Origin of the sequence: Pseudomonas sp. LPB4.O (genome assembly GCF_038383825.1) — a bacterium.
Classification (GTDB): domain Bacteria; phylum Pseudomonadota; class Gammaproteobacteria; order Pseudomonadales; family Pseudomonadaceae; genus Aquipseudomonas; species Aquipseudomonas putida.
This window is the reverse complement of sequence record NZ_CP151298.1, coordinates 2,883,347-2,908,403: the sequence shown is the minus strand read 5'-3', so window position 1 is coordinate 2,908,403 and position 25,057 is coordinate 2,883,347. Positions and strand designations below refer to the sequence as shown.

Genomic DNA, 25,057 nt, shown 5'->3' with positions numbered 1-25,057 from the left:
CTAGCCCGCCAAGCTGATAATGGCGGTAATAATAATGGCGTTCACATGCGGGAATGTATTCATGGGGTAGGAACTTAGCCGTTAGTGCGGCACAAAGTCAACACTTGGCTTGCTGCGCCGAAAGCGGCACATCGAACACTTTGTCGAAGCCCCACTGGAAGGCAAAGGCGTAGACGAAGAAGAACACGAACAACGCCAGGTTGGTCAGCAGCGCCGCCCACAGGCTCACATCCAGCCAGTACGCCACCAGTGGCAGCAGGATCACCACCAACCCGCCCTCGAAGCCCAAGGCGTGCAGCAAGCGCCGCATGAATGTGCGCTCACGCTGGCGCTGGCGCGCTTCCCAGCGCTCGAACACCCAGTTGTAGCCCATGTTCCAGCTCATCGCGATGCCTGACATCAGCACCGAAAGCACCGTCGACTGCGCCATGCCGGCACCGAACGCCAGCTCCAGCGCGGGCGCCACGCAGGCGACCGCGATGGCTTCATAGAGAATGGCCTGGACGATCTTGCGGGCCTTGCCTTGCATGTTCAGCTCCCTGAATGAACGACCTGTAAAGCTACAAGATGTAGCTCACAAGAAAAAGCCCGAAATTTGGACAACAGCGTATAGGGCTGCTTGTATCTATCCCGTACAGAAGTGACATTTCGTACAACTTCGTCGAGGGAAGCGAGCGAGGATAAAGACGATGGCCCACTCTGCCATGCCGGTGCCTGCCATATGAGCCTGGCATTCATCGATTTTCTCACCTACGTGCTGTTCGGCCTGAAGATCCTGGCCATCATCCTTGCCTCGCTGATGTTCCTGCTGGGCCTGGACGACCTGTTCATCGACCTGTGCTACTGGGTGCGCAAGTTGATCCGGCGCTTTCGCGTGTATGACAAGTACGAAAAGGCCGACGAAAAGCGCCTGTACGAAGTGCCGGAAAAACCCCTTGCCATCATGGTCCCGGCCTGGAACGAAGTGGGCGTGGTCGGTGAAATGGCGCGCCTGGCGGCCTCCACCATCGACTACGAGAACTACCAGATTTTCGTCGGCACCTACCCCAACGACCCGCAAACCCAGGCCGACGTCGACGCGGTGTGCCTGCACTACCCCAACGTGCACAAGGTGGTGTGCGCACGCCCTGGGCCCACCAGCAAGGCCGACTGCCTGAACAACATCATCGACGCCCTGCTGCGCTTCCAGCAGGACGCCGGCATCGAGTTCGCCGGTTTCATCCTGCATGACGCCGAAGACGTGATCTCGCCCATGGAGCTGCGCCTGTTCAACTACCTGCTGCCGAACAAGGACATGATCCAGATCCCGGTCTACCCCTACGCACCGGAATGGAAAGGTTTTACCGCCGGCCACTATGTCGACGAGTTTGCCGAAAACCACGGCAAGGACGTCATCGTCCGCGAAGCGCTGACCGGCCAGGTGCCCAGCGCCGGTGTCGGTACCTGCTTCAGCCGCCGCGCCATCAGTGCGCTGCTGGAGGACGGCGACGGCATTGCCTTCGACGTGCAGAGCCTCACCGAAGACTACGACATTGGCTTTCGTCTGAAGCAAAAGGGCATGAAGTGCATTTTCGCCCGTTATTCCATCACCGACCCGGCGCTGACCCTGAAGCAGGAGTGGCGCCCGGGCATGAGCCGGGAATTCTCCCAGGTGATCTGCGTGCGCGAGCACTTTCCGCGTGACTGGCAGCATGCCATCCGGCAGAAGTCGCGGTGGATCGTCGGCATCGTGTTCCAGGGCACCAGCAACCTCGGCTGGAGCCGCAAGGGCGCACTCAACTACTTCCTCTGGCGCGACCGCCGTGGGCTGTTCGCCTACCTGCTGAGCTTTTTGGTCAACATGTTGCTGCTGGTGTTGCTGGCCATGTGGCTGGTCACGGTGATAGCGCCAGACTCGTGGCGCTTCATGTCGATCCTTAGCGACAGTTGGCTGCTGTCTACCCTGCTGTGGCTGAACGGGCTGATGCTGTTCAATCGCCTGTTCCAGCGCGGCTGGTTCGTCACCCGTTTCTACGGCATCGGCGAAGGCCTGCTGTCGGCGCCGCGGATGATGTGGAGCAACTTCGTCAACTTCTTCGCCAACCTGCGTGCCCTGCGCCAAGTGATGGAAATGGGCGACTCGCGGCGCGTGGCCTGGGACAAGACCACCCATGAATTCCCCGCCATCGCAGCCCCTGCCCGCACGCCGCTGGGCCAGCGCCTGGTGGCCAAAGGGCTGATCAGTGACGAACAGCTGCAACAGGCAATCACCAGCCCGGTACGCCGGCGCCTGGGCCGCGAGCTGCTGCTGCGTGGCTGGGTGAACAGCGAACAACTGGTGGCCACCCTGGCCGAGCAGCTGGACCTGCCCTGGGCGCCGCTTAACCCGTTCAAGCTAGACCCGCAACTGATTGCCACACTGCCACGCAAACTGGCGACGCACTATGGCGTGCTGCCCGTTGCCGAAGACGGCGACACGCTGATCCTTGCCAGCGAAAGCCCGGTCAGCCAAGTGTCGCTGGGGGTGATCAGCCGCTACCTGAAACGCCCGGTCCGCGTGCGACTGGCGCCGCAGGGCCGGGTAACCCTGGGCCTGCGCTACCACTACCCAAGCCCTTGGCAGAAGCCGGAAACCCGCGACATGCTGGCCATTCTGGAGCGCCATCAGGACGATGAAGCGCTGCTGGAGCGTGTCAGCCACCACCAGATCATGCTCGGTACGCTGTTGCAGGTGCGCGGCATGGTCCCGGTCACCCTGTTCAACCAGGCGCTGATCGACTTCGACCCCGAGCACCAGAGCCTGGGCGAGCACCTGATCGCCCGCGGCATCATCACCGAACAGGTGTTGCAGCAGGCGCTTGACGAACAGGCCATCGAGCAGCAGGCCGCCCTTGATCTGACCCGGGAGGTGGCATGAAGCCGCGCTTTTCCCTCACTTTCACTGGCCTGTTGCTGTGCTGCGCCGCGCTGCCTGTCGACGCCTCGGCACCGATGACCGACTTCCAGCGGTTCACCAGCTTCCCGTTCATGGACCGCGGCTATCGTGAGGCCAAGAAAGACAACTGGGCCGAGGTCGAGCGCCTGACCCGTCACGTGCTGGGCCGGGTGCCGAACAACGACGAGGCCCGCGCACTGCTGGTAGAAGCCCTGGCCCATCAACGCCGCTACAAGGAAGCCGAAGCGCTGGCCGCACAGCTCGACGGCAGCCCCGAATACGCCGACGCCCTGCTCGAGCTGCGCCTGACCTGGATCGAACAGGACCCACCGCCGGCCAGCCAGGTGGAACAATGGCTGGCTGCCAGTGAGGGCAATCAACGCGTGCGCCTGTGGCAGGCCTATAGCCTGAGCCTGGCTAAATTCGGTGGCGCGGGCAAGGCGCTGGACTGGCTCAGCCAGTTGCCGCCCAGGGATGACGGCCAGGTATTGCGCCTGGTCCGGGCCAACTTCGCCGAACAACTGCGCAACTGGAAGGAAACCATCGAGCAACTGCAGCCGCTCGCCGACAAGGGCCAGTTGCCCGCCGAAGACTGGCAACGCCTGGCCAATGCCTATGTCCAGCAGGTGGATGAAAAAGGGTTGAACAAACTGCTGCCCAGCGCGCCCTCTCCTCAAGCAGCTGACCAGGCGCGCCTGGCCATGGCCAACCGCGCCATTGCCATGGGCCACAATCAGCAAGCCCAGCGCTGGTTGCAGTCGCTGCCGCCAGATCAACTGAATCAGCCCGACCAGCGCCAGCAATTGTGGGAGCTGGCCCGCGAAGGTGATGATGCGGCACTGGTGCGCCGCCTGAGCAACGACCTGCAACGCCCCTGCCTGGACACCGTCGACTGGCTGTCACGCCATGACCCGGACCTGGCCCGCGAACAGTTCAAAGGCTGCACACCCACTACCGACACGCGCGCCTACGCCGTGCTCAAGCAACGCCTGTATGGCGACCCGCCGCAACCCCCACAACCGCGCACAGCCAGAGAATGGGAAAACCGCTACCGGCAAAGTGGCGACCTGGCCGCACTGGAGCAAGCTACGTTCCTGCTGGTGGAACAGGGCCAGGCCGGTCACGCCCGGCAACTGCTGGAACAGGCCTACGAGCGCCGTCAGGGCCGCATCAGCCCATCGCTGTTGCAGCGCCTGGGCAACCTGTATGCCCGCAACGATGGGCCTCTGGACAGCCACCGCATGCTCGGCCTGATCCCCCGGGTCGATGCCAATACCCGTGCCCAGTTGCTCGGCCGCCTGGCCGAGGCCGGCCAGTGCGACGCCGTTCGCCAGGCGGTGCCGTCCACCCCCCGCGAGCCCGGCCAGTACCGCGCCCTGGGCCGCTGCGCCATGCCCGCCCAGCCCGGTGAAGCGGTGGTCTACTACCAGGCCGCCGAGCGCCTGGGCGACGCCGGCAACCGCCTGGCGTTGGCCTATGCACTTGAAGCGGCCGGCGACTCCGAAGCCGCGCTGCCTATCTGGCGCAGCCTGCCGGACAGCGCCTGGACCGACAACGCCCGCCTCACGGCCGCCGGTGGCGCGCTGAACGCAGGCGACGCTGACGCGGCCCGGCGCTATTGGGACGCTGCCGCACACCACAGCGCCGATGACTGGGCACTGGGCGCAGCCATTGCCCAGCGCCAGGGCAATTACCAGGCGGCCTTGGGTTTCCAGCGCCATGCCTTGGCAAGCAACCCACGGGCCGACCACTACTACGCCGCGGCCAACACCGCGCAACTGGCCGGCGACAGCGCCCAGAGCATGGCCTGGCTCGCCGAAGCCGTGCGCCTGGCCCCCGATCAGCCACGTTACCGTGCCGACTACGGCATGCGCCTGGCCGGCTCGACAGACAAGGCCCAGCGCCGCCAGTCAATCCCCTACCTGGAGCGTGCCACGCATGACTTCCCCGAGGATTATCGCCTCGGCGAAACCCTGGCCTTGCGCTACGACGAAGCCGAAGACAGTGCCTCGGCACGCCGCGAGCTGCGCCGCATCCTCGATGTGGAGCAGAACCTGGTCGACGGTGACGACGAATACGGCAGCCTGGAAGCCCGCAAATACCGCCAGCGCCGAGCCCACGAAAGCTTGTCACGGCGTGACACCATCACCCTGGCCAGCACCTGGTCACCCGCCGGCACCTCGACCAATGACAAGTTCCTCGACAACGGCCAGCGCAGCGGCAGCTCACGCCGTGCCCAATCGCAGAACGTGCAGTTGGCCATGTGGGACCATGCCCTGGGCGAAGAACCCAGCCGCAACGGCAGCACCCTGTCGGTGTATGGCCGGGTACTGTTCGGTGGCCAGAGCCGCACCGACTATGCGCAAAGCATGGGTACAGGGGTCGGCCTGCGTTACAAGCCGCTCGGCCAGGCCAACCTCAACCTGTACGCCGAGCTGTACCACCAGCGGCAGATCGACGAAGCGCACTACCGCGGCCTGAGCCTTGGCCAGCTGCTGAGCCCGGCCAAGGTCGGTGGCAACTGGGGCGACCTGCGCCACCATGCCGAATCGAGCAACGACCTGCTGTTGCGCGCCACCGCCTCGTTCCTCGACCAGGGCGACTGGCGCAATGACTGGCGGGTGGATGAAGACGACTGGAACGAGCGCTTCCTCTACCTCGACGCGGCCTGGTGGACCCGCGCCGGCGATCACGCCTGGCTGTCGCGCTACCAGCAAGGCCATGCCTGGAAACTTCCCGGCAGTGCCCCGCAAACCCTCATGCCCTATGGCTTTGTCGAGTTCTCCAGCCAGGACCCGAGCAACGACTGGCGCCAGGACGCCCGGGCCGGGGTTGGCGTGCGCTGGCAATGGTGGTTCGATGACGACCGCTACAACGCCTACCGCGGCTCGCTGAAAGTGCGGGCCGAGTACCAGCAGTCGCTGGGCGGCAATCTTTACGAGCGCGCCAACGGCGTGCTGGTCGGTGCGGAGATGACCTTCTGATGCGTGCGATCCTCGCCTTCTGCCTGTTTGCCCTGTGCCTGCCCGCCACGGCCGACCAGCGCCTGTTCTACCAACCGCTCAACCGCGACGCCAATGTCACTCCCGCCCAGTGGCAACAGCTGTGGCATGCCACCGTGGCCCAGGGGGGCAAGGCTTTGATCGTGCAATGGAGCGCCTATGGCGACAGCGACTTCGGCGGCGCCCAGGGCTGGCTGGCCAACAGCCTGCGCAGCGCACGTGCCCAAGGCCTGCAGGTGGTGCTGGGCCTGTACATGGACCCCGCCTACTACCAGCGTCTGGATGAACTGGACGGCGAAGGCCTGAACAGCTATTGGAAAGCGCAACTGGGGCGCTCGCTCACCCAGTACCAGCAACTGCGCCAGGCCTGGCAGTTGTCGGTGGAGGGCTGGTACCTGCCCATGGAGCTGGACGACCAGCATTTTCGCGACCCCGCACGGCGCGAAGCGCTGTTCAGCCAGTTACAGGCCTTCAACCGCCAACTGGACAAGCCTCTGCACATCAGTGCCTTCAGCGCAGGCAAGCTGTCGCCCCGGGTCAACGCCGCCTGGCTGGATCAACTGGCAGGCCTGGGCTTGACTGTGTGGTGGCAGGATGGCGCCGGCACCGGGCGATTGCCGCCGTTGGTGCGCCAGGGTTACGAACAGGCCTTGCCGTGCCGAATAGGCGTGGTGCGCGAGGCGTTCCGCCAGGTGAGCGCACCTGGGCAGGTATTCAGGGCTGAACCTACGGAGCCGAAACTGGTTGGCGGGTGCCATCTCGAGGCGGTGTTTGACTTGCGCTACAGGCCCTGGGCCCGGGGTGTTTTGCCACAGAATTGAGTCGCCAGGGCTGGCCCTTTCGCAGCACAAGGCTGCTCCTGCAGATAGCGCACGCCTCCTGTAGGAGCAGCCTTGTGCTGCGAAAGGGCCGGGCCTGGCAAAGCAGTCCCCCCAGGAGCTCACCCATGTTCAAAACCATCGAGGAGCACGTACGCAAGCAGGTCGCCCCCGCCGCCCTGCGCGCCGAGTTCCGCCAGCACGAATTCGAGTCCATGCGCCCGTTCTGCCTGCTGGTAATCTGCGTGAGTATCCTGGTCTGGCTGGTCTTCGACCTGATCGTCAGTTTCCTCGCAGGCCAGGGCTTCACCTGGCTGTCCTACCTGTTCATCTCCCTGCTCGGCTGCCTGGCCGTCGTGCTGAACTTTACCCGCCGCAGCCATCACTTCGACGTGCTCAACCTGCTGTTCATCACCGTCATCACCTTGGGCATGCGCCTGGTAATCGAAGGCCTCCCGGTGGCCCTGCGCCCGGTATGGCTGATCCTAGGGGTCTCCACCGTGCTGTATGCCATGTCGGTGCTGCCGGTGCGGCGCTGGTCATTCTTCTGCGCCATGGCCATCACCTGGGTGATGCTCAGCCCGTTCTACCACACCCGCATGGAGCCCGACGCGGTCGAAGGCGCCATGTTGATCAGCTACGCAGTGTTTCTCAGCGGCCTGGTCAGCTACAGCTACCTGCAGATCCGCAAGACCAAGCTGCACAACTTTTACCTGTCCAAGGTGCTGCTCGAGCAAGCCTACGTCGACGCCCTGACCGAAATCCCCAACCGCCGCTCGTTCATGGCCAAAGCGGAGCAACAGTTGCATCAGGCAACCCCCGGGCAGTACCTGGCGATGGTCGACATAGACAACTTCAAGAAGGTCAACGACCGTTTCGGCCACGACATCGGTGACGAAGTACTCAAACGCGTTGCGCTACACATCAAGGCAGCCATGGTCGACGCCGAGTTTGCGCGGTTGGGCGGCGAGGAATTCGCAATTTTTCTTGAGGGGCTGGACCAAAAAGGCGCTGAACAGCGGGTGGAGGCATTGCTACGCAGAGTGCGTGAAGATTCAGGTGCTCATCCGGTGACTATCAGCATCGGCCTGGCACAGGTGAGCGCGGGCGATACGTTAACCATGGCGCTAATCAAGGCCGACCAGGCGTTGTATGAAGCCAAACACACCGGCAAAGACCGTTTCGTGCTGTGGACTACCCAGCTGGCAAGCGAATCCTGAACTGCGCCCCGCCCAGCGCCGACTGCGCCACAGTCAGGGTCCCGCCCTGCCCTTCGATCGCCCGCCGGCTGATCGCCAGCCCCAGGCCAAAACCGCCGGTGTTGCGGTCGCGGCTGCGATCCAGCCGGTAGAACGGCTGGAAAATCCGCTCCCGCTCCTCCACCGGAATACCAATCCCGTCATCCTCCACCGTCAGCAGGCAAGCGCCATCGTCCTCCAGACGCAAGCGCAGCAACAGGCTTTCGTCGCAGTAGCGCATGGCATTGCGCACCAGGTTCTGCACCGCGCGCGCTGTCAGCCGTGGGTCCAGCACAAACCGGGGCAAATTGCCCTCGGCCCTTACTTCCCACTGGATACCCCGGCCATCAAGCTCTTCGGCAAAACCGCCGAGTACGCTGTCGACCAGTTCCAGCAACGACACCTCGACCCGCTCGCGGGCCTGGTCGGCGTTGTACAGGCGGCTGTAGGACAACAGTTCCAGCACCAGCTCATCCAGCTCGCGCACATGCCCCACCAGCTCCAGCAGCCGCTTGCGGCTGGCCTGCGGCACTTCGTCGAACAGCAGCACAAGGCCGAAGTCCAGGCGGGTCAGCGGCGTGCGCAGCTCATGGGACACCGCATTGAGCAGCTCGCGCTGCTGGTTGACGTGGCGCTCCAGGTCACTGGCCATGGTGTCGAACACCCCGGCCAACTCACCAATGTTGGAATGCGGCGAAATGTGAGTGCGCTCGGCCATCTGCCCCTGGCCCAGGCGCCGGGCGGTTTCCTTCAGGCGCTCAAGGTCGCGCCAGTGCGGCCATACCCATAACAACAGGCAGCCCAGCATGGCCGCACCGATCAGCACGGTCACGCCCCACGACAGCACATTGATGTCCAGCGGGTCTGGCGGTGCATGCAGGCGCACCAGCCACTCCTTGTCCAGCGGTGCCAGCACTGTTTCGTAGTAGCCCCACTCGGCAATTCGTACCGCGTACTGGCCGTGCTGCAGCCGCGCTTGCTCATCCGCGCTGAGTTCGGCCTGGCCCATGCGCAGCAGCTTCACTTCCAGCGGGGCGAACGCATTGGCCAGGTCTTTCTCCACGGCCGGCCACTGCTCGCGCGGGGCTTGGTGGAACTGGCGCACGATCAACGATTGCACACCTTTGGCCTGGTCCAGGTTGTAGGCCATGAAGCGTTCCTGGAACAGGCCAACGATGGTATCGGGAATGAACAGCAACGCACCGGCGTAGGCGACGATGATCACCAGATACAACCGCACCAGGATTTTGAGCATGGCCGGTCAGCACTCCCACTCGACGCGGCTGAACAGGTAGCCCTTGCCCCACACTGTCTTGATCTTGCGCGCTTCGCCGGCGTTATCGTCGAACTTGCGCCGCAGCTTGGAGATGGCCACGTCCACCGAACGGTCGGTGCCGTTGAACTCGATGCCGCGCAGCTGCTGCAAAATGCGGTCGCGGTTCAGCACTTCGCCGGCATTGCGCGCCAGCACCACCAGCAGGTTGTACTCGCCGCTGGACAGCTCCACCTCTTCGCCGCGCCAGCTGACCGTGCGCTCGGCCAGGTCGATGCGCAGGCCTCCGATCAGGATCAGGTCGTTATCCAGCCGCGGCTCGTTGACGCTGCTGCGGCGTAGCAGGGTACGCACGCGGGCCAGCAACACGCGGGGCTCGCAGGGCTTGGTCACGTAGTCGTCGGCGCCCATTTCCAGGCCCAATACCTGGTCATGGCTGTCGTCGCGGGCGGTCAGCATCAGGATCGGCAGGGTCTGTGACTCCTGGCGCAGCAGGCGGCACAGTTGCAGGCCATCGATACCCGGCAGCATCAGGTCGAGTATGACCAGGTCAGGCTTTTGCCGACGATATTCGTCCAGCACATGATCGCCCCGGGCGATCACCTGGACATGGAAGTCGTTGCGTTGCAGGTAGCTGGCGATCAGCTCGGACAGGGCGCTGTCGTCTTCGACCAGGAAAATATTCGGCATAGGTGCTTGGGAATCTGGGTTGAGGTAGGCCTGTACGCGATCCCTGTGGGAGCGGGTTTACCCGCGAAGAGGCCGGCACAGGCATACGCAGAATATAGAACCCAGCCGCTCGAAAGGATTGTTCTTCACACTTTTTCACACTCGCCCTACAGGTGTTAACAGCCGCATGGGCAGTACCTGCCGTACCATAGGCGCGGTCATCATCGGAAGATCCGCATGCCTACTACCCTCCCCCCTCGCCTGCGCCCATTGGCGCTCATGGCGTTTCTGAGCCTGTCCCTGGCCGGCTGTGGCGACAGCGCCGAGCAAGACGAAAAAGCCCCTGCACCGCAAGTGCGGGTAGAAACCCTGCAACTGCAGCCACTGGCTATCAGCAGCGAACTCAGCGGCCGCATCCTGGCGCCGCGCACCGCCGAAGTGCGCGCACGCGTCGCGGGCGTGGTGCTCAAGCGGGTGTACCGCGAAGGCAGTGACGTCAAACAGGGCGATGTGCTGTTCCTGATCGACCCAGCGCCATTCAAGGCTGATCATGACAGCGCCCGCGCCACCCTGGCAAAGGCCGAGGCCACCTTGTACCAGGCGCGTTTGCAGGAGCAGCGCTACCGCGAACTGGTCGACGACAAGGCTGTCAGCCGCCAGGAATATGACAACGCCAAGGCCAGCTTCCTGCAGGCCGATGCCGAAGTGGCCGCCGCCAAGGCTGCCCTGGAACGCACCCGCCTGAACCTCGGCTACGCCACCGTAACGGCACCGATTTCCGGCCGTATCGGCCGTGCCCTGGTCACTGAAGGCGCACTGGTCGGCCAGAACGAGACCACCCCGCTGGCGACCATCCAGCAGCTGGACCCGATCCATGCCGACGTTACCCAGTCTACCCGCGAGCTCAACGCCCTGCGCCGCGCCTTGCGCGCAGGCGAACTGCAGCAGGTGGGCGACGGCCAGGCCCGCGCCACGCTGATCCAGGACGACGGCAGCGCCTACCCACTGCCCGGCAAGCTGCTGTTCTCCGACATCAGCGTCGACCCCACCACCAACCAGATCACCCTGCGCAGCGAGTTCCCCAACCCGGACCTCGACCTGCTGCCCGGCAGCTACGTGCGCGTACGCCTGGAGCAGGCCGTGCAACCCAAGGGCCTGAGCGTGCCCCAGCGCGCCATCCTGCGCGACAGTGCCGGCGTGCCCAAGGTGCTGGTGGTGGACCAGCAGGCCCGGGTCAGCGATCGCCAGGTGGTACTGGGCAGCGCCCAAGGCGACCGCTGGGTCGTCAGCGAAGGCCTGGCCCCCGGCGAGCGGGTGGTGGTCGAGGGGCTGCAACACGTCAAGGCCGGTGACCAGGTGCAGGTCGACAACGCATCCGGGGCACCGCCCATCGCACAGCACACCGGCCAGTGAGGGCCTGATTCATGCCGCAATTCTTCATCGACCGCCCGGTGTTCGCCTGGGTGGTCGCGCTGTTCATCCTGCTGGCCGGTGCGCTGGCCATCCCGCAGCTGCCGGTGGCCCAGTACCCCAACGTGGCACCGCCGCAGGTGGAAATCTACGCCGTGTACCCGGGCGCCTCGGCGGCGACCATGGACGAAAGCGTGGTGAGCCTGATCGAGCAGGAGCTCAACGGCGCCGACAACCTGTTGTACTTCGAGTCGCAGAGCAGCCTCGGCAGCGCCACCATCACCGCCACCTTTGCCCCGGGGACCAACCCGGACTTGGCCCAGGTCGACGTGCAGAACCGCCTGAAGGTGGTCGAGTCGCGCCTGCCGCGCCCGGTCACCCAGCAGGGCCTGCAAGTGGAAAAGGTGTCCACCGGCTTCCTGCTGCTGGGCACCCTCACCTCTGAAGACGGCAAGCTCGACGAAACCGCACTGTCGGACATTCTCGCGCGCAACGTGATGAACGAGATCCGCCGCCTCAAGGGCGTCGGCAAGGCCCAGCTGTACGGTTCGGAGCGCGCCATGCGCATCTGGATCGACCCGGGCAAGCTGATCGGTTTCAACCTGACGCCCAACGACGTGGCCGAGGCCATTGCGGCGCAGAACGCTCAGGTCGCGCCTGGCAGCATCGGCGACCTGCCCAGCCGCGACACCCAGGAAATCACCGCCAACGTGGTGGTCAAGGGCCAGCTGAGCACCCCCGAGGAATTTGCCGCCATTGTCCTGCGCGCCAACCTGGATGGCTCCACGGTCACCGTCGGTGATGTCGCCCGGGTCGAGATCGGCGCCCAGGAATACCAGTACGGCACGCGCCTGAACGGCAAGCCGGCCACCGCGTTCAGCGTGCAGCTGTCGCCGGGTGCCAATGCCATGGAAACCGCCACCCTGGTGCGGGCGAAAATGCAGGAACTGGCGCGTTACTTCCCGGAAGGCGTCAAGTACGACATCCCCTACGACACCTCGCCGTTCGTCAAGGTGTCCATCGAGCAGGTCATTACCACCCTGTTCGAAGCCATGTTGCTGGTGTTCGCGGTGATGTTCCTGTTCCTGCAGAACCTGCGCTACACCCTGATCCCCACCCTGGTGGTGCCGGTGGCGCTGATGGGCACATTCGCGGTCATGCTGGCCATGGGCTTCTCCGTCAACGTGCTGACCCTGTTCGGCATGGTGCTGGCCATCGGCATCCTGGTCGACGATGCCATCGTGGTGGTGGAAAACGTCGAGCGCATCATGGCCGAGGAAGGCCTGCCGCCCAAGGAAGCAACGCGCAAGGCCATGGGCCAGATCAGCGGTGCAATCGTCGGCATCACCCTGGTGCTGGTGGCGGTGTTCCTGCCCATGGCCTTCATGCAGGGCTCGGTGGGAGTGATCTACCAGCAGTTCTCGCTGTCGATGGCAGTGTCGATCCTGTTCTCGGCATTCCTGGCCCTCAGCCTCACCCCGGCGCTGTGCGCCACCTTGCTCAAACCGGTGGCCAAGGGCGAGCACCATGAACGCAAAGGCTTCTTCGGCTGGTTCAACCGGCGCTTTGAAAGCATGAGCAACGGCTATCAGCGCTGGGTGGTGCAGGCGCTCAAGCGCAGCGGCCGCTACCTGCTGGTGTACGCGGTGCTGCTGGCGGTGCTGGGCTATGGCTTCAGCCAGTTGCCCACGGCATTCCTGCCCACCGAAGACCAGGGCTACACCATCACCGACACCCAGCTGCCACCAGGGGCCAGCCGCATGCGCACCGAGCAGGTGGCCGCGCAAATCGAGGCACACAACGCCGAAGAACCCGGCGTGGGCAACACCACCGTGATCCTCGGCTTCAGCTTCTCTGGTAGCGGGCAAAATGCAGCGCTGACGTTCACCACCCTCAAGGACTGGTCCGAGCGTGGTGCCGACGACAGCGCCCAATCGATTGCCGACCGCGCCAGCGCGGCCTTCTCCCAGTTGAAGGACGCCGTGGCGTTTTCGGTGCTGCCGCCGCCTATCGACGGCCTGGGTGAGTCGACCGGCTTCGAGTTCCGCCTGCAGGACCGCGGTGGTATGGGCCACGCCGAGTTGATGGCCGCCCGCGACACGCTGTTGGCCAATGCCGGCAAAAGCAAGGTACTGACCAACGTGCGCGAAGCCTCGCTGGCCGAAAGCCCGCAGGTGCAACTGGAGATCGACCGCCGCCAGGCCAATGCCCTGGGCGTGTCGTTCGCCGACATTGGCTCGGTACTGGATGTGGCGGTGGGCTCCAGCTACGTCAATGACTTCCCCAACCAGGGCCGCATGCAGCGGGTGGTGGTGCAGGCCGAAGGCGACCAGCGCAGCCAGGTCGAAGACCTGCTGAAAATCCACGTACGCAACAACAGCGGCAAGATGGTGCCACTGGGCGCATTCGTCCAGGCCAAGTGGGTCAGCGGCCCGGTGCAGTTGACCCGCTACAATGGCTACCCGGCGGTGTCGATTTCCGGTGAGCCGGCAGCCGGCCACAGTTCGGGCGAAGCCATGGCCGAAATCGAACGCCTGGTGGCGCAGCTGCCGCCCGGCGCCGGCCTGGAGTGGACCGGCCTGTCGCTGCAGGAGCGTTTGTCCGGCAGCCAGGCGCCGATGCTGATGGCATTGTCGTTGCTGATCGTGTTCCTGTGCCTGGCAGCGCTGTACGAAAGCTGGTCGATCCCGACCGCCGTGCTGCTGGTGGTACCGCTCGGTATCCTGGGCGCGGTGCTGGCCGTGACCCTGCGCGGCATGCCCAACGACGTGTTCTTCAAGGTTGGCCTGATTACCCTGATCGGCCTGTCGGCGAAGAACGCCATCCTCATCATCGAGTTCGCCAAGCACCTGGTCGACCAAGGGATGGACGCCGCAGACGCCGCCGTACAGGCCGCCCGCCTGCGCCTGCGGCCCATCGTGATGACCTCGCTGGCGTTCATCCTCGGCGTGGTACCCCTGGCCATTGCCAGCGGCGCCAGCTCGGCCAGCCAGCAGGCCATCGGCACCGGGGTGATCGGCGGCATGCTCAGCGCCACGTTGGCGGTGGTGTTTGTGCCGGTGTTCTTCGTGGTGGTGATGCGCCTTGCGGGACGGCGTCAGGCGCGTGACGCCAACGCACAAGTTGGGATCAGCGAAAGCTGACTGGACAAGCCCCGTGTGAAATGGGAGGGTTCCCGGCAATGACTGCCCGGAGCCCTTTTTCATGCCTGATGCACTGCCCCCCTGCTCCATCCTCATTCTCGCCGGCGGCCGTGGCCAACGCATGGGCGGCCGTGACAAAGGCCTGGTCGCGTGGCAGGGCGAACCGCTTGTTGCGCATGTACAGCGGGTGGTGCGGCCGCTAAGCGATGACCTGGTGATTTCCTGCAACCGTAACCAGGAGGCTTACCGTACGTACGCTGACCAGCTGGTGGGCGATGCCGAAGCGGACTTCCCCGGGCCGTTGGCGGGGGTGATTGCCGGGCTCAAGGTGGCACGGCATGAGTGGATGGTGGTACTGGCCTGCGATGCACCACTGGTTGACCGCGATTTGATCGAGGCGCTGTCAAGGCTGGCGGTGGCCAGTGACAGTGCGGCAATGGTACGTCAGGGTGGGTTTTGGCAGCCGATGTTCAGCGTGCTGCCACGGCGGTTACTGCCAATGCTGGAGCAGGCCTGGGCGACGGGAGAGCGGAGTTTGCAGAAGGCCTTGCTGCGCGAGGCGGTGCAGGGGTTGGAGTGTGCCGATGATGATCGCCGGTTGAGCAACTTCAACAGCCCGGAACTGCTGCAAGGCTGAGATTCTCTGCTGCCTGTACCGGCCTCTTCGCGGGTAAACCCGCGAAGAGGCCGGTACAGGTAATGCATCATCCAGCAGACAACTCCGCGACACTGATCTCGCGCATCCTGAACTTCTGCACCTTGCCGGTCACCGTCATCGGGAACTCGTCGACAAAGCGGAAGTACCGGGGCACCTTGAAGTGCGCAATCCGCGCCCTCGCCCACTCACGCAGCGCTTCTTCACTGGCGGTATGCCCCGGGTGCAGCCGCACCCAGGCCACGATTTCTTCGCCGTACTTGCTGCACGGCACGCCAATCACTTGCACATCCGCCACCGCCGGGTGGGTGAAGAAGAACTCTTCCAGCTCGCGCGGGTAGATGTTCTCGCCGCCGCGAATGATCATGTCCTTGCTGCGCCCGACGATGCGCACATACCCCTGCTCGTCCATTACCGCCAGGTCGCCGGTGTGCATCCAGCCCTCGGCATCGATGCTGTCGGCCGTGGCCTTGAGGTTGTTCCAGTAACCGAGCATCACGCTGTAGCCGCGGGTGCACAGTTCGCCGATCTCGCCACGCGGCACGGTGTTGCCGTCGGCGTCCACCACCTTGTTCTCCAGCCGTGGCTGGGTACGGCCAACACTGGTCACCCGGCGCTCCAGGTCATCATCGGGCCCGGTCTGCAGCGACACCGGGCTGGTTTCGGTCATGCCATAGGCAATCTGCACCTCGGCCATGTGCATTTCGCCGATCACCCGGCGCATCACCTCGATCGGGCAGGTGGCGCCGGCCATGATCCCGGTGCGCAGGCTCGACAGGTCGAACTCGCCGCGTTGCGGGTGGTCCAGTTCGGCGATGAACATGGTCGGCACACCGTACAGCGCGGTAGCCTTTTCCTCCGCCACCGCACCCAGTGTGGCCAGCGGGTCGAACGCATCATTGGGGTAGATCAGGGTGCTCCCGTGGGTCATGCAGCCAAGGTTGGCCATGACCATGCCGAAACAGTGATACAGCGGCACCGGCACCACCAGCCGGTCGTGCTCGGTAAGGCCCAGGCTTTCGCCGACCATGTAGCCGTTGTTGAGGATGTTGCTGTGGCTGAGGGTGGCACCTTTGGGGAAACCGGTTGTACCCGAGGTGTACTGGATGTTGATCGGGTCATCGCAGCGCAATTGCGCCTGGCGCTCGGCCAGGGCCTCGCGGCTGACAGCGTCGGCGCGGGCTTGCAACGCGGGCCAGGCCAGGAAGCCTGGGGGTGGCGAGACGGCCAGGCTGACCACGCCGCGCAGTTCGGGGAAGCGCTCGCAGATCAGCGCGCCGGGTTGGCCGCTGGCCAGGCCTGGGATCAGCCCCTGCAGCATGGCGTGGTAATCGGAGGTCTTGAACGCGTCGGCACAGATCACCCAACGGCAGCCAGACTGCCCGAGGACGTAATCCAGCTCGCTGGAGCGATAGGCCGGGTTGATGTTGACCAGGATCGCGCCCACCTTGGCGCTGGCGAACTGGGTGATGCACCACTCGGCGCAGTTGGGTGCCCAGATACCCAGCCGGTCACCGGGTTGCACGCCCAGTACCATCAGCGCGCGGGCGTGCTGGTCGACGGCCTCGGCCAGTTGCTGCCAGGTGTAGCGCAGGGCCTGGTGGCGCACCACCAGCGCCTCGCGGTCGGGGAAGCGGGCGACAGTGGTATCGAAGGCGTCGCCGATGCATTGGGTAAGCAGGGCTTTGTCTGGATTGCCCTGGGAGTAGCTTGGCTGGGGCATGGCAACCTCTTGTTGTTTTTGTGGTGTCTCGGCCGGCCTCTTCGCAGCACAAGGCTGCTCCTACATTGGAACGCGGTGACCTGTAGGAGCAGCCTTGTGCTGCGAAGAGGCCAGCCCATACATCGGAACGCGGTGACCTGTAGGAGCAGCCTTGTGCTGCGAAGAGGCCAGCCCATACATCGGCACGCGGTGACCTGTAGGAGCAGCCTTGTGCTGCGAAGAGGCCAGTAAATCCACCCTCGTTCTAGCGGATGAACACCTGCGGCGTAGTGGTGGACATGTCACCACCCGGCAACTTGATGTTCTTCACCTTCTCCAGCGTATCCGGGTTGAACACTGCCAGGTCGTTGAAGGTGCCGCCCAGGTACAGCTTGTCGCCCTTCTTGTCGAAGGTGACGCAGTAGTAAGTGTGCTCAAGGTTAGCCGCCTTGATCAGCTTGCGCTGCTTGATGTCGTACTTGGCCAGGCGGTTGAGCACGCCGTAGATCTGGTTCGGGTCTTTAGGCGAGCGCAGGCCGGTGAAGTACAGCTCGGTCAGGTCGGCGAATTCCTGGGTGTGGGTCTTGCCGGTCTTGAGGTCGACGCTCAGGTAGCCATACAGTGGCTCGGCGGTGGCCGGGTCCTGCTTGTCGTCCTTGAACCTGGCAATCGTGTACAGCATGGTGAACTCGTGCCGCGGGCTCTGATGCGGCCAGAAGTACAGCACGTCCGGGGCGCTGTAGCCTTTGCGGTTCCAGTTGCGCAGCGGCAAGGCCACCGTGTACTTGCCGGTTTTCACATCCATCTTGTAGATGTCCGGCCCTGCGACAAACAGGCTGCCATCGTCGGCGGCACGCATCAGGTACACCTGGCGCGGCATCGGGAATGTGCGCACCGGCTTGGCCTGCAGGCCATCGTCGGTGCTGAACACCTCCAGCCGTGGCGGCTTGACCACGTAATGGTCGTTCAGCATCTGGGTCGGGTTGACCGTGGCGTACACTTCCTTGCCATCCGGGCTGATGGCGAACGAGTACATAGACCGGCCCACTTCACCCGCCACGCTCGACAGGTTGGCCCGGAAGGTGTTCTTGCAGTTATCCAGGTCGATGCCGTAAATGTCGCCGTAGTGATTGTTGAGCACGTAGGCGGTACGGTTGTCCGGCGCCATCATCGCAGTGCCAGGGCCGAACTTGTCGGGCATCTGGCAGCTTTTGTACACCGTGTCGGTGGCCACATCGACCACATGCAGGTTGTTCGGGTAGTTGGTCACGATCATGTATTCGTGGCCAGCCTTCAGCGCAGGCCCGGTGTCGTCAGCCTGAGCCAGCCCGGCGCAGGCCGTGGCGGCGATGGTGAGCGCGAGTTGCGCACAGCGTCCAGCTTTCATGCGGTTTCCCCTTGTCATTCTTGTTGGGCCGGTTACTTGTCTTTCGGGAACACAGTGCCCAGGTTGCGCCAGTCATCCGCCGAGTTGGTCGCCTGGGCGTTCCAGTCCTGATAGGTGCTCATCATGTCCGGCACCTGGGCCGGCCACCAGCAAGGGTCGGAGCAGCCATACAGGTCGGCCTCCATCGGTTGGCACAGCGAGCTCACGCCACCAAAGGCATCCACTTCCCAACCCGGGTCCGTGGTGGCCGTGCAGCCGGCCACCGCACTCATGGCCATGACTTCTTCGATGCGGTCTTCGGCAGCGGCCTGCTCAAGGATGCGCGCCTTGTTGTTCAGGGGCTTCAAGTGCTTCATGTCAGTGCGCCTTCCGCGGGGTGATGTAGCGGTCGATGAAGGCCGGGTTGGCGGCCATGATGCGGCTGTAGACTTCGATGCCGAAGTCGACCCAGTCGCGCATCAGTTCGCAGTAGTGGTAAGTCGGGTGCTGCGGGTCGCCGTAGCGGGCGTAGCTTTCGTGGTAGCAGCCGCCAGAGCACAGGTTGCGAATGCGGCAGCTCTCGCAGCCGGTGTTGCTGCGGTCCAGGCGCTGCGACAGGAAGTCGTTGAGCTCCACCTGCTTCACCCCCTGATGCACGTTGCCGAAGGTCGGCAGGCTAGAGCCGGTGAAACGGTGGCACAGGTTCAGCTCGCCTTCATGGTCCACCGCCAGCATTTTCAGCCCGGCACCGCATGGCAGGGCCTTCTTGTGGCCCTCGTGAATGTCGGTGATCAGCTGGTGCAGGTTGGAGAAACCGATGTTGCGGTGCTCCAGCGCTGCGTCCAGGTAACGGCGGCCCAGCGCCTTCATGTTGGCGAAGACCTCAACCAGTTCTTCGCCGGTGAGGTTGAAGGCCGCCATGTCGCCGGAGGTGACCGGGGCAAAGCCGACTTCGGCAAAGCCCATTTCGTTGAACAGGTGGTTCCAGATGGTCTCGATATCGGTGATGCCGCGGGTCAAGGTTACCCGCGCCCCCACCGGGCGACTGTTGTAACGCGACAGCAGCATGTCGGCCTTGCGCCGCACCACGTCATAGGTGCCCTGCCCGCCCACGGTGATGCGGTTGCGGTCATGCACGGTCTTGGGGCCGTCGATGCTGATCGACAGGCCGAAACGGTGGGCATTGAGCCAGTCGACAATTTCTTCGGTCAGCAACGTGGCATTGGTGGTCATGATGAACTCCACCTGCTTGCCCGCCTCGGCGAAACGCCGCTCGCAGTAAGCCACCATGTGCTCGATCAGCGGCCGGTTGGACAACGGCTCGCCACCGAAGAACACCACGCTGTAGCGCTCCTCGTCGGGCGACTCCTTGAGCAGCATTTCCACCGAGGCTTCGGCGGTGGCGGTGCTCATCTTCTTGCCGGCAGAAGGCTTGTCCAGGTCTTCCTTGTAGCAATAGGTGCAGCTGAGGTTGCAACCAGTGTTGACGTTGAGCACCACGGTATTCAGCGCGGTGCGCTCGACCCGCTTGACGCCGATTTCCGGGGTCAGCGGCGAGCCGTCACTGACCAGCTCCAGCGCGATCAGCTCGCGCAGGGTGTCCTGGATATCGTTGCCGGCAAACTGCTGGCCCAGGCGCTGCATCAGCTCCTCGGCCGAACAGCCTTGCTGGCGCAACGTGTCGATGATGCCCCCGGTCACCGCGTCGGCGGTGAACAGCGAACTGCTGGGGATATGGAACAGCATGCGGTCGGCATCAACCTGCACTTCATGCAGGTTGCGTTCGACCAGGTTCAGTAGTGCGCCCATGGCGACCTCCCGGTAATCGATCCGATGGAAAACCGTTACACCCTGCCGTTACGGCAGCGGCGGGTTGTTCCAGCGCTGGACGGTGACGATCATGTGCCCTTCGCCGGTCTGGCCACCGTCGGCCAGCGTGGCGATAACCTTCAGGTTGCCCGCGTTGTTGGTCATCATCTTGCGTTCGGGGTTAGGGCCGGCACCGCCTGGCACGAACACGCCATCGGCCTGCATCTGCCCGGCGAACTTGACGTCCTCGTCCTCGACCGCACGCTCGTTGAACGGCTCGACCTTCCAGGTGGCCGGCAGGTAGCCAATGCGCAGCGGCTGGCCACTGGCATCCTTGCCCCAGGCTTCCGCCTCGAAGCGGCCCTGCACCTTCGGCACCGAAGCGCCGTTTTCGCCGATGCGGGCAATGGAGAACGCCGGCACGACTTTCACTTCCTCGACCTTGTCGTACACCGCCAGATTCACGCCTTTAAGCGCGCCCACTGCAACTTCGCGCTGCCCGGGCTTGGCGTCGGCTGCCGCGCGGGCCTTGACCCGTACCAGCGTCGGGGTCTGCTCCAGTACCTGGGTCACTTCTACCCCGGCACCCAGGTCGGGCTTGCCGTCCAGGCCGCTGCCCACCAAGGTGATCTCGCTCTCCCCACCGGCCTTGATGAATGCCGGTTGCACCGCCAGCAGGCGCGCCTTGCCTTCCTTGGCTGCCATGAAGTCCAGGCCACGCTCGTCGTGTTCGGCCTCGAACATGCGGCCTTTCATTTCGCCATCCAGCGCCGCGAATACCTGGCGCAGATTGGTGTCGCCAACCTTGACGTTGCCGCGCCATTCATAGCCGTTGTACAGGATCGCAGTGCCGCTGCCGTTGAAAGGAGTACCGTCGGCATAGGCGCCCTTGACCTCGACCTTGAAGGTGTCGCCCTCCCCGGCCGAAACGCTCATCACACCGCGCACATCGCCCTTGGCCAGCATGTGGCCGCTGAACGCCCACTGCCCCGGCAGCACGTCGGCCTTCGGTTTTGCCTGCTGCCATTCTGCCCAGGCCGGGTTGTCCAGCGGGTAGCGCTTGGCAAGTTCCGGCACCACCTGTTGCAGGGCAAGCGGCAACCAGTCGCGGTCCCGCGCCTGGGCCTGGTATTCGAGTGACGGCCACTGGCCGAGGTGGAAGTTGACCAGGTGCTCCCACTCCTTGGCCGGGCGGCGTTGCAAGGCGACGCGAGCACCAGAGTGGCAGCGGCCACAGGTTTCGCTGAGCTGGGTGTCGAAATGCTCGACCGTGTTCAGCCGGCGCTCCATGGCGTAGCGCACGCCATCGGTTTCGCTGGGCGCCAGGCCCTGCTTGTCGGCCAGGTACTTGACCAGCGTGCGACGGTCGTCGTCGCTGATCTGCAGGCCGTGCATCACCTGCATGCGAGCGATGCTCATCAGCCAGCCTTCCGGCGTTTTACGCTGGTGGCTGATGCGGCTGTAGGTATCGTTGCCTTCGGGGATATGGCACCCCATGCACTTGTTCTGCAACAGGCTCGGGCCCTGCTCGGCCGCCATGGCCTGGGTGCTCAGCAGCGCGGCGGCGACCAGCGCCAGTTTGCCCGCATGCCGCCGGAGTCGAGTCGTCTTCAAGGTCAGACCTCCACGGTTGTTGTTCTTATCGTTTTTCGCACGCTTTGGTACAGCAGGTGTGCATGTGGCAGATGTGATACAGGAACTGTGCCAGTTGCAGTAAAAGCGTGGCCTTTCAACCTCTTAGGCAGTTTGCTGGGGTTGGCCAGCAGCAAGGATGGCCAATTGCAGCGTGCCATTTCGCGACAGGGTGTTTCATCCTGAGACAGGCGCCTGCCATGCAGACCTTCGCGGGCATGCCCGCTCCCACAGGTTAACCATTACCTTGAAGACCTGCGCTGTACCTGTGGGCGCTGGCTTGCCGGCGATTGGCCCTTGAAGCCACTGTTTCACCACGGTCTCACACCGTCTCAATGTGCAACAGCGCACGCCTGCAATCCGAACCTTGCATCACGGCAAAACCCAGTCAACTCAATGCCTTGCTGGCATCTGCCCACCTTGGCACGCCCATTGCGCCTGTGCCCTTTACACCCAATGACAAGAGGCACAGCCCCATGCTTTGTGAACTGCCCATCCTGCCCGCCACCCGCGCCTTTCTCGAACGCAAGCTGAAGATGCGCATCGGCGCCCACTGGCAGGACGCCGCCAGCGGTCGCACCCTGTCGTTCCGCAACCCGGCCACTGGCGAAGTGCTGGGCGAAGTGCCCGCCGCCGACGCCGAGGATGTCGACCGCGCCGTGCGCGCAGCACGCCAGGCCTTCGACGACTCGCCGTGGAGCCGCCTGCGCCCGCGGGAACGCCAAAACCTGCTGTGGCGCCTGGCCGACCTGATGGAGCGCGACGCTCGCCAGCTGGCCGAGCTGGAATGCCTGAACAACGGCAAGAGCGCCGCCGTGGCCCAGGTGATGGACGTGCAGCTGGCCATCGACTTCCTGCGCTACATGGCGGGCTGGGCCACCAAGATCGAGGGTAGCACCGTAGAAGCCTCCATGCCGTTGATGCCCAACGACCAGTTCCACGGCTTTGTGCGCCGTGAGGCCATCGGCGTGGTCGGCGCCATCGTCGCCTGGAACTTCCCGCTGCTGTTGGCCTGCTGGAAGCTCGGCCCGGCCCTGGCTACCGGCTGCACCATCGTGCTCAAGCCCGCCGATGAAACCCCGCTGAGCGTGCTGAAGCTGGCTGAACTGGTAGACGAAGCTGGCTACCCGGCAGGCGTGTTCAACGTGGTGACCGGCACCGGCCTGAATGCCGGCGCCGCGCTCAGCCGCCACCCCGGCGTCGACAAGCTGACCTTCACCGGTTCCACCGAAGTGGGCAAGCTGATCGGCAAGGCGGCCATGGACAACATGACCCGCCTCACCCTGGAGCTGGGCGGCAAGTCGCCGACCATCGTCATGCCCGACGCCAACCTGCAGGAAGCTGCTGCCGGCGCCGCCACGGCGATCTTCTTCAACCAGGGCCAGGTGTGCTGCGCTGGCTCGCGGCTGTACGTGCACCGCAAGCACTTCGACAATGTGGTGGCCGACATCGCCGGGATCGCCAGCGGCATGAAGCTGGGTAACGGGCTGGACCCGGCCGTGCAGATGGGCCCGTTGATCTCGGCCAAGCAGCAGGACCGCGTCACCGGCTATATCGAGCTTGGCCGCGAACTGGGTGCGACCATCGCCTGCGGCGGCGAAGGCTTTGGCCCGGGTTACTTCGTCAAGCCGACGGTGATCGTCGATGTCGACCAGCGCCACCGCCTGGTGCAGGAAGAAATCTTCGGGCCGGTGCTGGTGGCGATGCCGTTCGATGACCTGGACGAAGTAATCGGCATGGCGAACGACAACCCCTATGGCCTGGGCGCCAGCATCTGGTCCAACGACCTGGCGGCGGTGCATAGGATGATCCCGCGCATCAAGTCCGGCTCGGTGTGGGTCAACTGCCACAGCGCGCTGGACCCTGCGCTGCCGTTTGGTGGCTACAAGATGTCTGGCGTGGGTCGTGAGATGGGCGCCGCTGCCATCGAGCACTACACCGAGCTCAAGTCGGTGCTGATCAAGCTCTGATCCTCTGCCTGTACCGGCCTCTTCGCCGCACACAAGCGCACGCGGTCTTTGTAGGAGCAGCCTTGTGCTGCGAAGAGGCCGGCCCAGGCAACCCAAAAACAACAATAAAAAACCATGGAGCCCCCCATGAAGCACACACTCGCCTGCACATTGGCCCTGCTGCTCGCCGCGCCCGCCAGCCAAGCCTACGAGCTGTACAACCAGAACGGCACCACCCTCAACGCCGACCTCGAAGCCCTGTTCGGCACGTTCCATAGCGACGAAAGCTTCAACCAGGCCGGCAACCGCCAACCCGGCAGCACCGCCTGGCAGGAAGGCTACGTAAAATACGGCCTCAGCGGCAGCCAGGCCCTGGCCGATAGCGGGGCCGTGTACGGCGCCTTCAACCTGCTCAGTTCCGCCACCTGGGGCGACGGCGATGCTGCCGGCCTGACCCTGGGCGATGAGCGCCGTACCGCCATCGAAGATTTGTACCTGGGCTGGCGCTCGGCCAACCTGTTCCCGGCGCTGGGCGAAGACGGCGTGGACATTTCTGGCGGTCGCCAGGTGGTGACGCTGGGTGACGGCTTCCTGATCCAGGGCGACCCGGTGAACCTGGGCAAGGTCGACCTGGGCGCCAACTTCGACCGTGGCGGTGCCTACTACCTGGCTGCCCGCAAGGCCTTCGACCGCACCGCCGTGCTGCGCCTGGGCGGCAAACAGGGCTGGCGCGGCGACCTGATGTGGCTGAAGTCCGACAACCACTACCAGGCCGACACCTCGCTGGCGGTGGCCAACCTGGAACACGTCGCCGACGCCGGTACCCTTGGCCTCAGCTGGATCCGCGGCCTGGACGTGGACCAGCGCTACGCGCAGATCATGGGCCTGGAGCACCGCGATGGCATGAACACCGCCAGCCTGCGCGGGCGCGGCAACCTGGGCGTGAAAGACTTGGAACTGGCCGCCGAGTACGTAACCCAGGACAAGACCGGCGGGCGCGAGAATGCCTGGTACCTGGAGGGCAACTGGACCTTCTCCGAACTGCCCTGGTCACCCACCGCCACCTACCGCTACAGCCGCTTCTCCGAAGGTTTCGACCCACTGTTCTACGGCCTGAGCCGAGGCTATGGCACCTGGTTCCAAGGTGAAGTGGCAGCCAACTATGCCGGGCCGTTCAACAAGAACAACCAGGTGCACCACATGGCGCTCAAAGGCAAGCCAAGGGACAACCTGACCGTCGGCGCGCTGTACTTCGACTTCGATACGCTGGACACCGACCAGGGCAACCTCGGCGGGCGGGAGCTGGACCTGTATGTGGAGTGGATGGTCAACGACCACTTGCTGATCAGCCCGTTGGTGGGGTTCTACCAGCCTGAGCGCAGTGCGGCCAATGGCGGTACGCAGCTGGGTGGGACGGACACCGGGACCTATATGCAACTGGTGGTCGGGACCTTCTTCTGATTCAAGATTCTGGGGC

17 protein-coding genes are annotated in these 25,057 nt (G+C 64.3%); 9 read left to right on the top strand and 8 right to left on the bottom strand.

Going from position 1 to position 25,057, the window contains the following annotated elements; genetic code table 11:
* Window positions 1-97: 97 nt before the first annotated feature.
* The gene (locus MRBLPB4O_RS12985; protein WP_016499485.1) at window positions 98-529 is read right to left on the bottom strand and encodes a PACE efflux transporter; all 432 of its coding nucleotides are present in this window, start codon (window positions 527-529) and stop codon (window positions 98-100) included.
* A 192-nt stretch (window positions 530-721) separates the two neighbouring features.
* On the opposite strand from MRBLPB4O_RS12985, the gene nrfB reads away from it, so the two are divergent.
* The 4 genes from nrfB to MRBLPB4O_RS12965 all read left to right on the top strand — a co-directional run bounded on the left by nrfB (window position 722) and on the right by MRBLPB4O_RS12965 (window position 7,954).
* A complete protein-coding gene (gene nrfB, locus MRBLPB4O_RS12980; protein ID WP_174370439.1) occupies window positions 722-2,896 on the top strand; it encodes a cyclic di-3',5'-guanylate-activated glycosyltransferase NrfB in 2,175 nt (724 codons plus the stop codon).
* Entirely contained in the window at window positions 2,893-5,898 is a 3,006-nt protein-coding gene (locus MRBLPB4O_RS12975; protein ID WP_341798748.1) for a phage receptor, read from the top strand. Before nrfB ends, MRBLPB4O_RS12975 begins: the two co-directional genes overlap by 4 nt.
* Window positions 5,898-6,737, top strand: coding sequence for a DUF4434 family protein (locus MRBLPB4O_RS12970; protein WP_341798747.1), 840 nt, complete (start codon window positions 5,898-5,900; stop codon window positions 6,735-6,737). Before MRBLPB4O_RS12975 ends, MRBLPB4O_RS12970 begins: the two co-directional genes overlap by 1 nt.
* Before the next feature lie 125 nt (window positions 6,738-6,862).
* Entirely contained in the window at window positions 6,863-7,954 is a 1,092-nt protein-coding gene (locus MRBLPB4O_RS12965; protein ID WP_341798746.1) for a GGDEF domain-containing protein, read from the top strand.
* Here the strand turns inward: MRBLPB4O_RS12965 and MRBLPB4O_RS12960 are convergent.
* Entirely contained in the window at window positions 7,929-9,227 is a 1,299-nt protein-coding gene (locus MRBLPB4O_RS12960; protein ID WP_016499480.1) for an ATP-binding protein, read from the bottom strand. The genes MRBLPB4O_RS12965 and MRBLPB4O_RS12960 overlap by 26 nt on opposite strands.
* A 6-nt stretch (window positions 9,228-9,233) precedes the next feature.
* Window positions 9,234-9,935: a response regulator transcription factor gene (locus MRBLPB4O_RS12955; protein WP_016499479.1), complete on the bottom strand. Its 702-nt coding sequence runs from the start codon at window positions 9,933-9,935 to the stop codon at window positions 9,234-9,236.
* Between the two features lie 216 nt (window positions 9,936-10,151).
* Between MRBLPB4O_RS12955 and MRBLPB4O_RS12950 the strand changes: the two genes are divergently transcribed.
* From MRBLPB4O_RS12950 to mobA, 3 genes are all read left to right on the top strand, one after another.
* On the top strand, window positions 10,152-11,327 hold the full coding sequence (locus MRBLPB4O_RS12950; protein ID WP_341798745.1) for an efflux RND transporter periplasmic adaptor subunit: 1,176 nt from the start codon (window positions 10,152-10,154) through the stop codon (window positions 11,325-11,327).
* A gap of 11 nt (window positions 11,328-11,338) precedes the next feature.
* A complete protein-coding gene (locus MRBLPB4O_RS12945) occupies window positions 11,339-14,467 on the top strand; it encodes an efflux RND transporter permease subunit (protein WP_341798744.1) in 3,129 nt (1,042 codons plus the stop codon).
* Between the two features lie 61 nt (window positions 14,468-14,528).
* Window positions 14,529-15,104: a molybdenum cofactor guanylyltransferase MobA gene (gene mobA, locus MRBLPB4O_RS12940; RefSeq protein ID WP_174370435.1), complete on the top strand. Its 576-nt coding sequence runs from the start codon at window positions 14,529-14,531 to the stop codon at window positions 15,102-15,104.
* Window positions 15,105-15,171: 67 nt separating this feature from the next.
* On the opposite strand, the gene MRBLPB4O_RS12935 is transcribed toward mobA, so the two are convergent.
* The 5 genes from MRBLPB4O_RS12935 to peaA all read right to left on the bottom strand — a co-directional run bounded on the left by MRBLPB4O_RS12935 (window position 15,172) and on the right by peaA (window position 21,613).
* Window positions 15,172-16,845, bottom strand: a complete 1,674-nt coding sequence (locus tag MRBLPB4O_RS12935) for a fatty acid CoA ligase family protein (RefSeq protein ID WP_341798743.1) — start codon at window positions 16,843-16,845, stop codon at window positions 15,172-15,174.
* Between the two features lie 244 nt (window positions 16,846-17,089).
* Entirely contained in the window at window positions 17,090-18,211 is a 1,122-nt protein-coding gene (gene peaD, locus MRBLPB4O_RS12930; protein ID WP_341798742.1) for a quinohemoprotein amine dehydrogenase subunit beta, read from the bottom strand.
* A 32-nt stretch (window positions 18,212-18,243) separates the two neighbouring features.
* Window positions 18,244-18,567 (bottom strand): quinohemoprotein amine dehydrogenase subunit gamma, encoded by a 324-nt coding sequence (gene qhpC, locus MRBLPB4O_RS12925; protein ID WP_016499473.1) that lies wholly within the window; start codon window positions 18,565-18,567, stop codon window positions 18,244-18,246.
* A gap of 1 nt (window position 18,568) precedes the next feature.
* The gene (gene peaB / locus MRBLPB4O_RS12920; protein WP_341798741.1) at window positions 18,569-19,999 is read right to left on the bottom strand and encodes a quinohemoprotein amine dehydrogenase maturation protein; all 1,431 of its coding nucleotides are present in this window, start codon (window positions 19,997-19,999) and stop codon (window positions 18,569-18,571) included.
* Between the two features lie 48 nt (window positions 20,000-20,047).
* Complete coding sequence (gene peaA, locus MRBLPB4O_RS12915) at window positions 20,048-21,613, bottom strand: quinohemoprotein amine dehydrogenase subunit alpha (RefSeq protein WP_341798740.1); 1,566 nt, start codon at window positions 21,611-21,613, stop codon at window positions 20,048-20,050.
* A gap of 494 nt (window positions 21,614-22,107) precedes the next feature.
* Between peaA and MRBLPB4O_RS12910 the strand changes: the two genes are divergently transcribed.
* Both MRBLPB4O_RS12910 and MRBLPB4O_RS12905 read left to right on the top strand, forming a co-directional pair.
* Window positions 22,108-23,601, top strand: coding sequence for an aldehyde dehydrogenase family protein (locus MRBLPB4O_RS12910; RefSeq protein WP_341798739.1), 1,494 nt, complete (start codon window positions 22,108-22,110; stop codon window positions 23,599-23,601).
* 126 nt (window positions 23,602-23,727) lie between these two features.
* Window positions 23,728-25,041 carry a hypothetical protein gene (locus MRBLPB4O_RS12905; RefSeq protein ID WP_341798738.1) on the top strand — a complete coding sequence of 438 codons (1,314 nt, stop codon included), beginning with the start codon at window positions 23,728-23,730 and terminating at the stop codon, window positions 25,039-25,041.
* Window positions 25,042-25,057 lie beyond the last annotated feature (16 nt).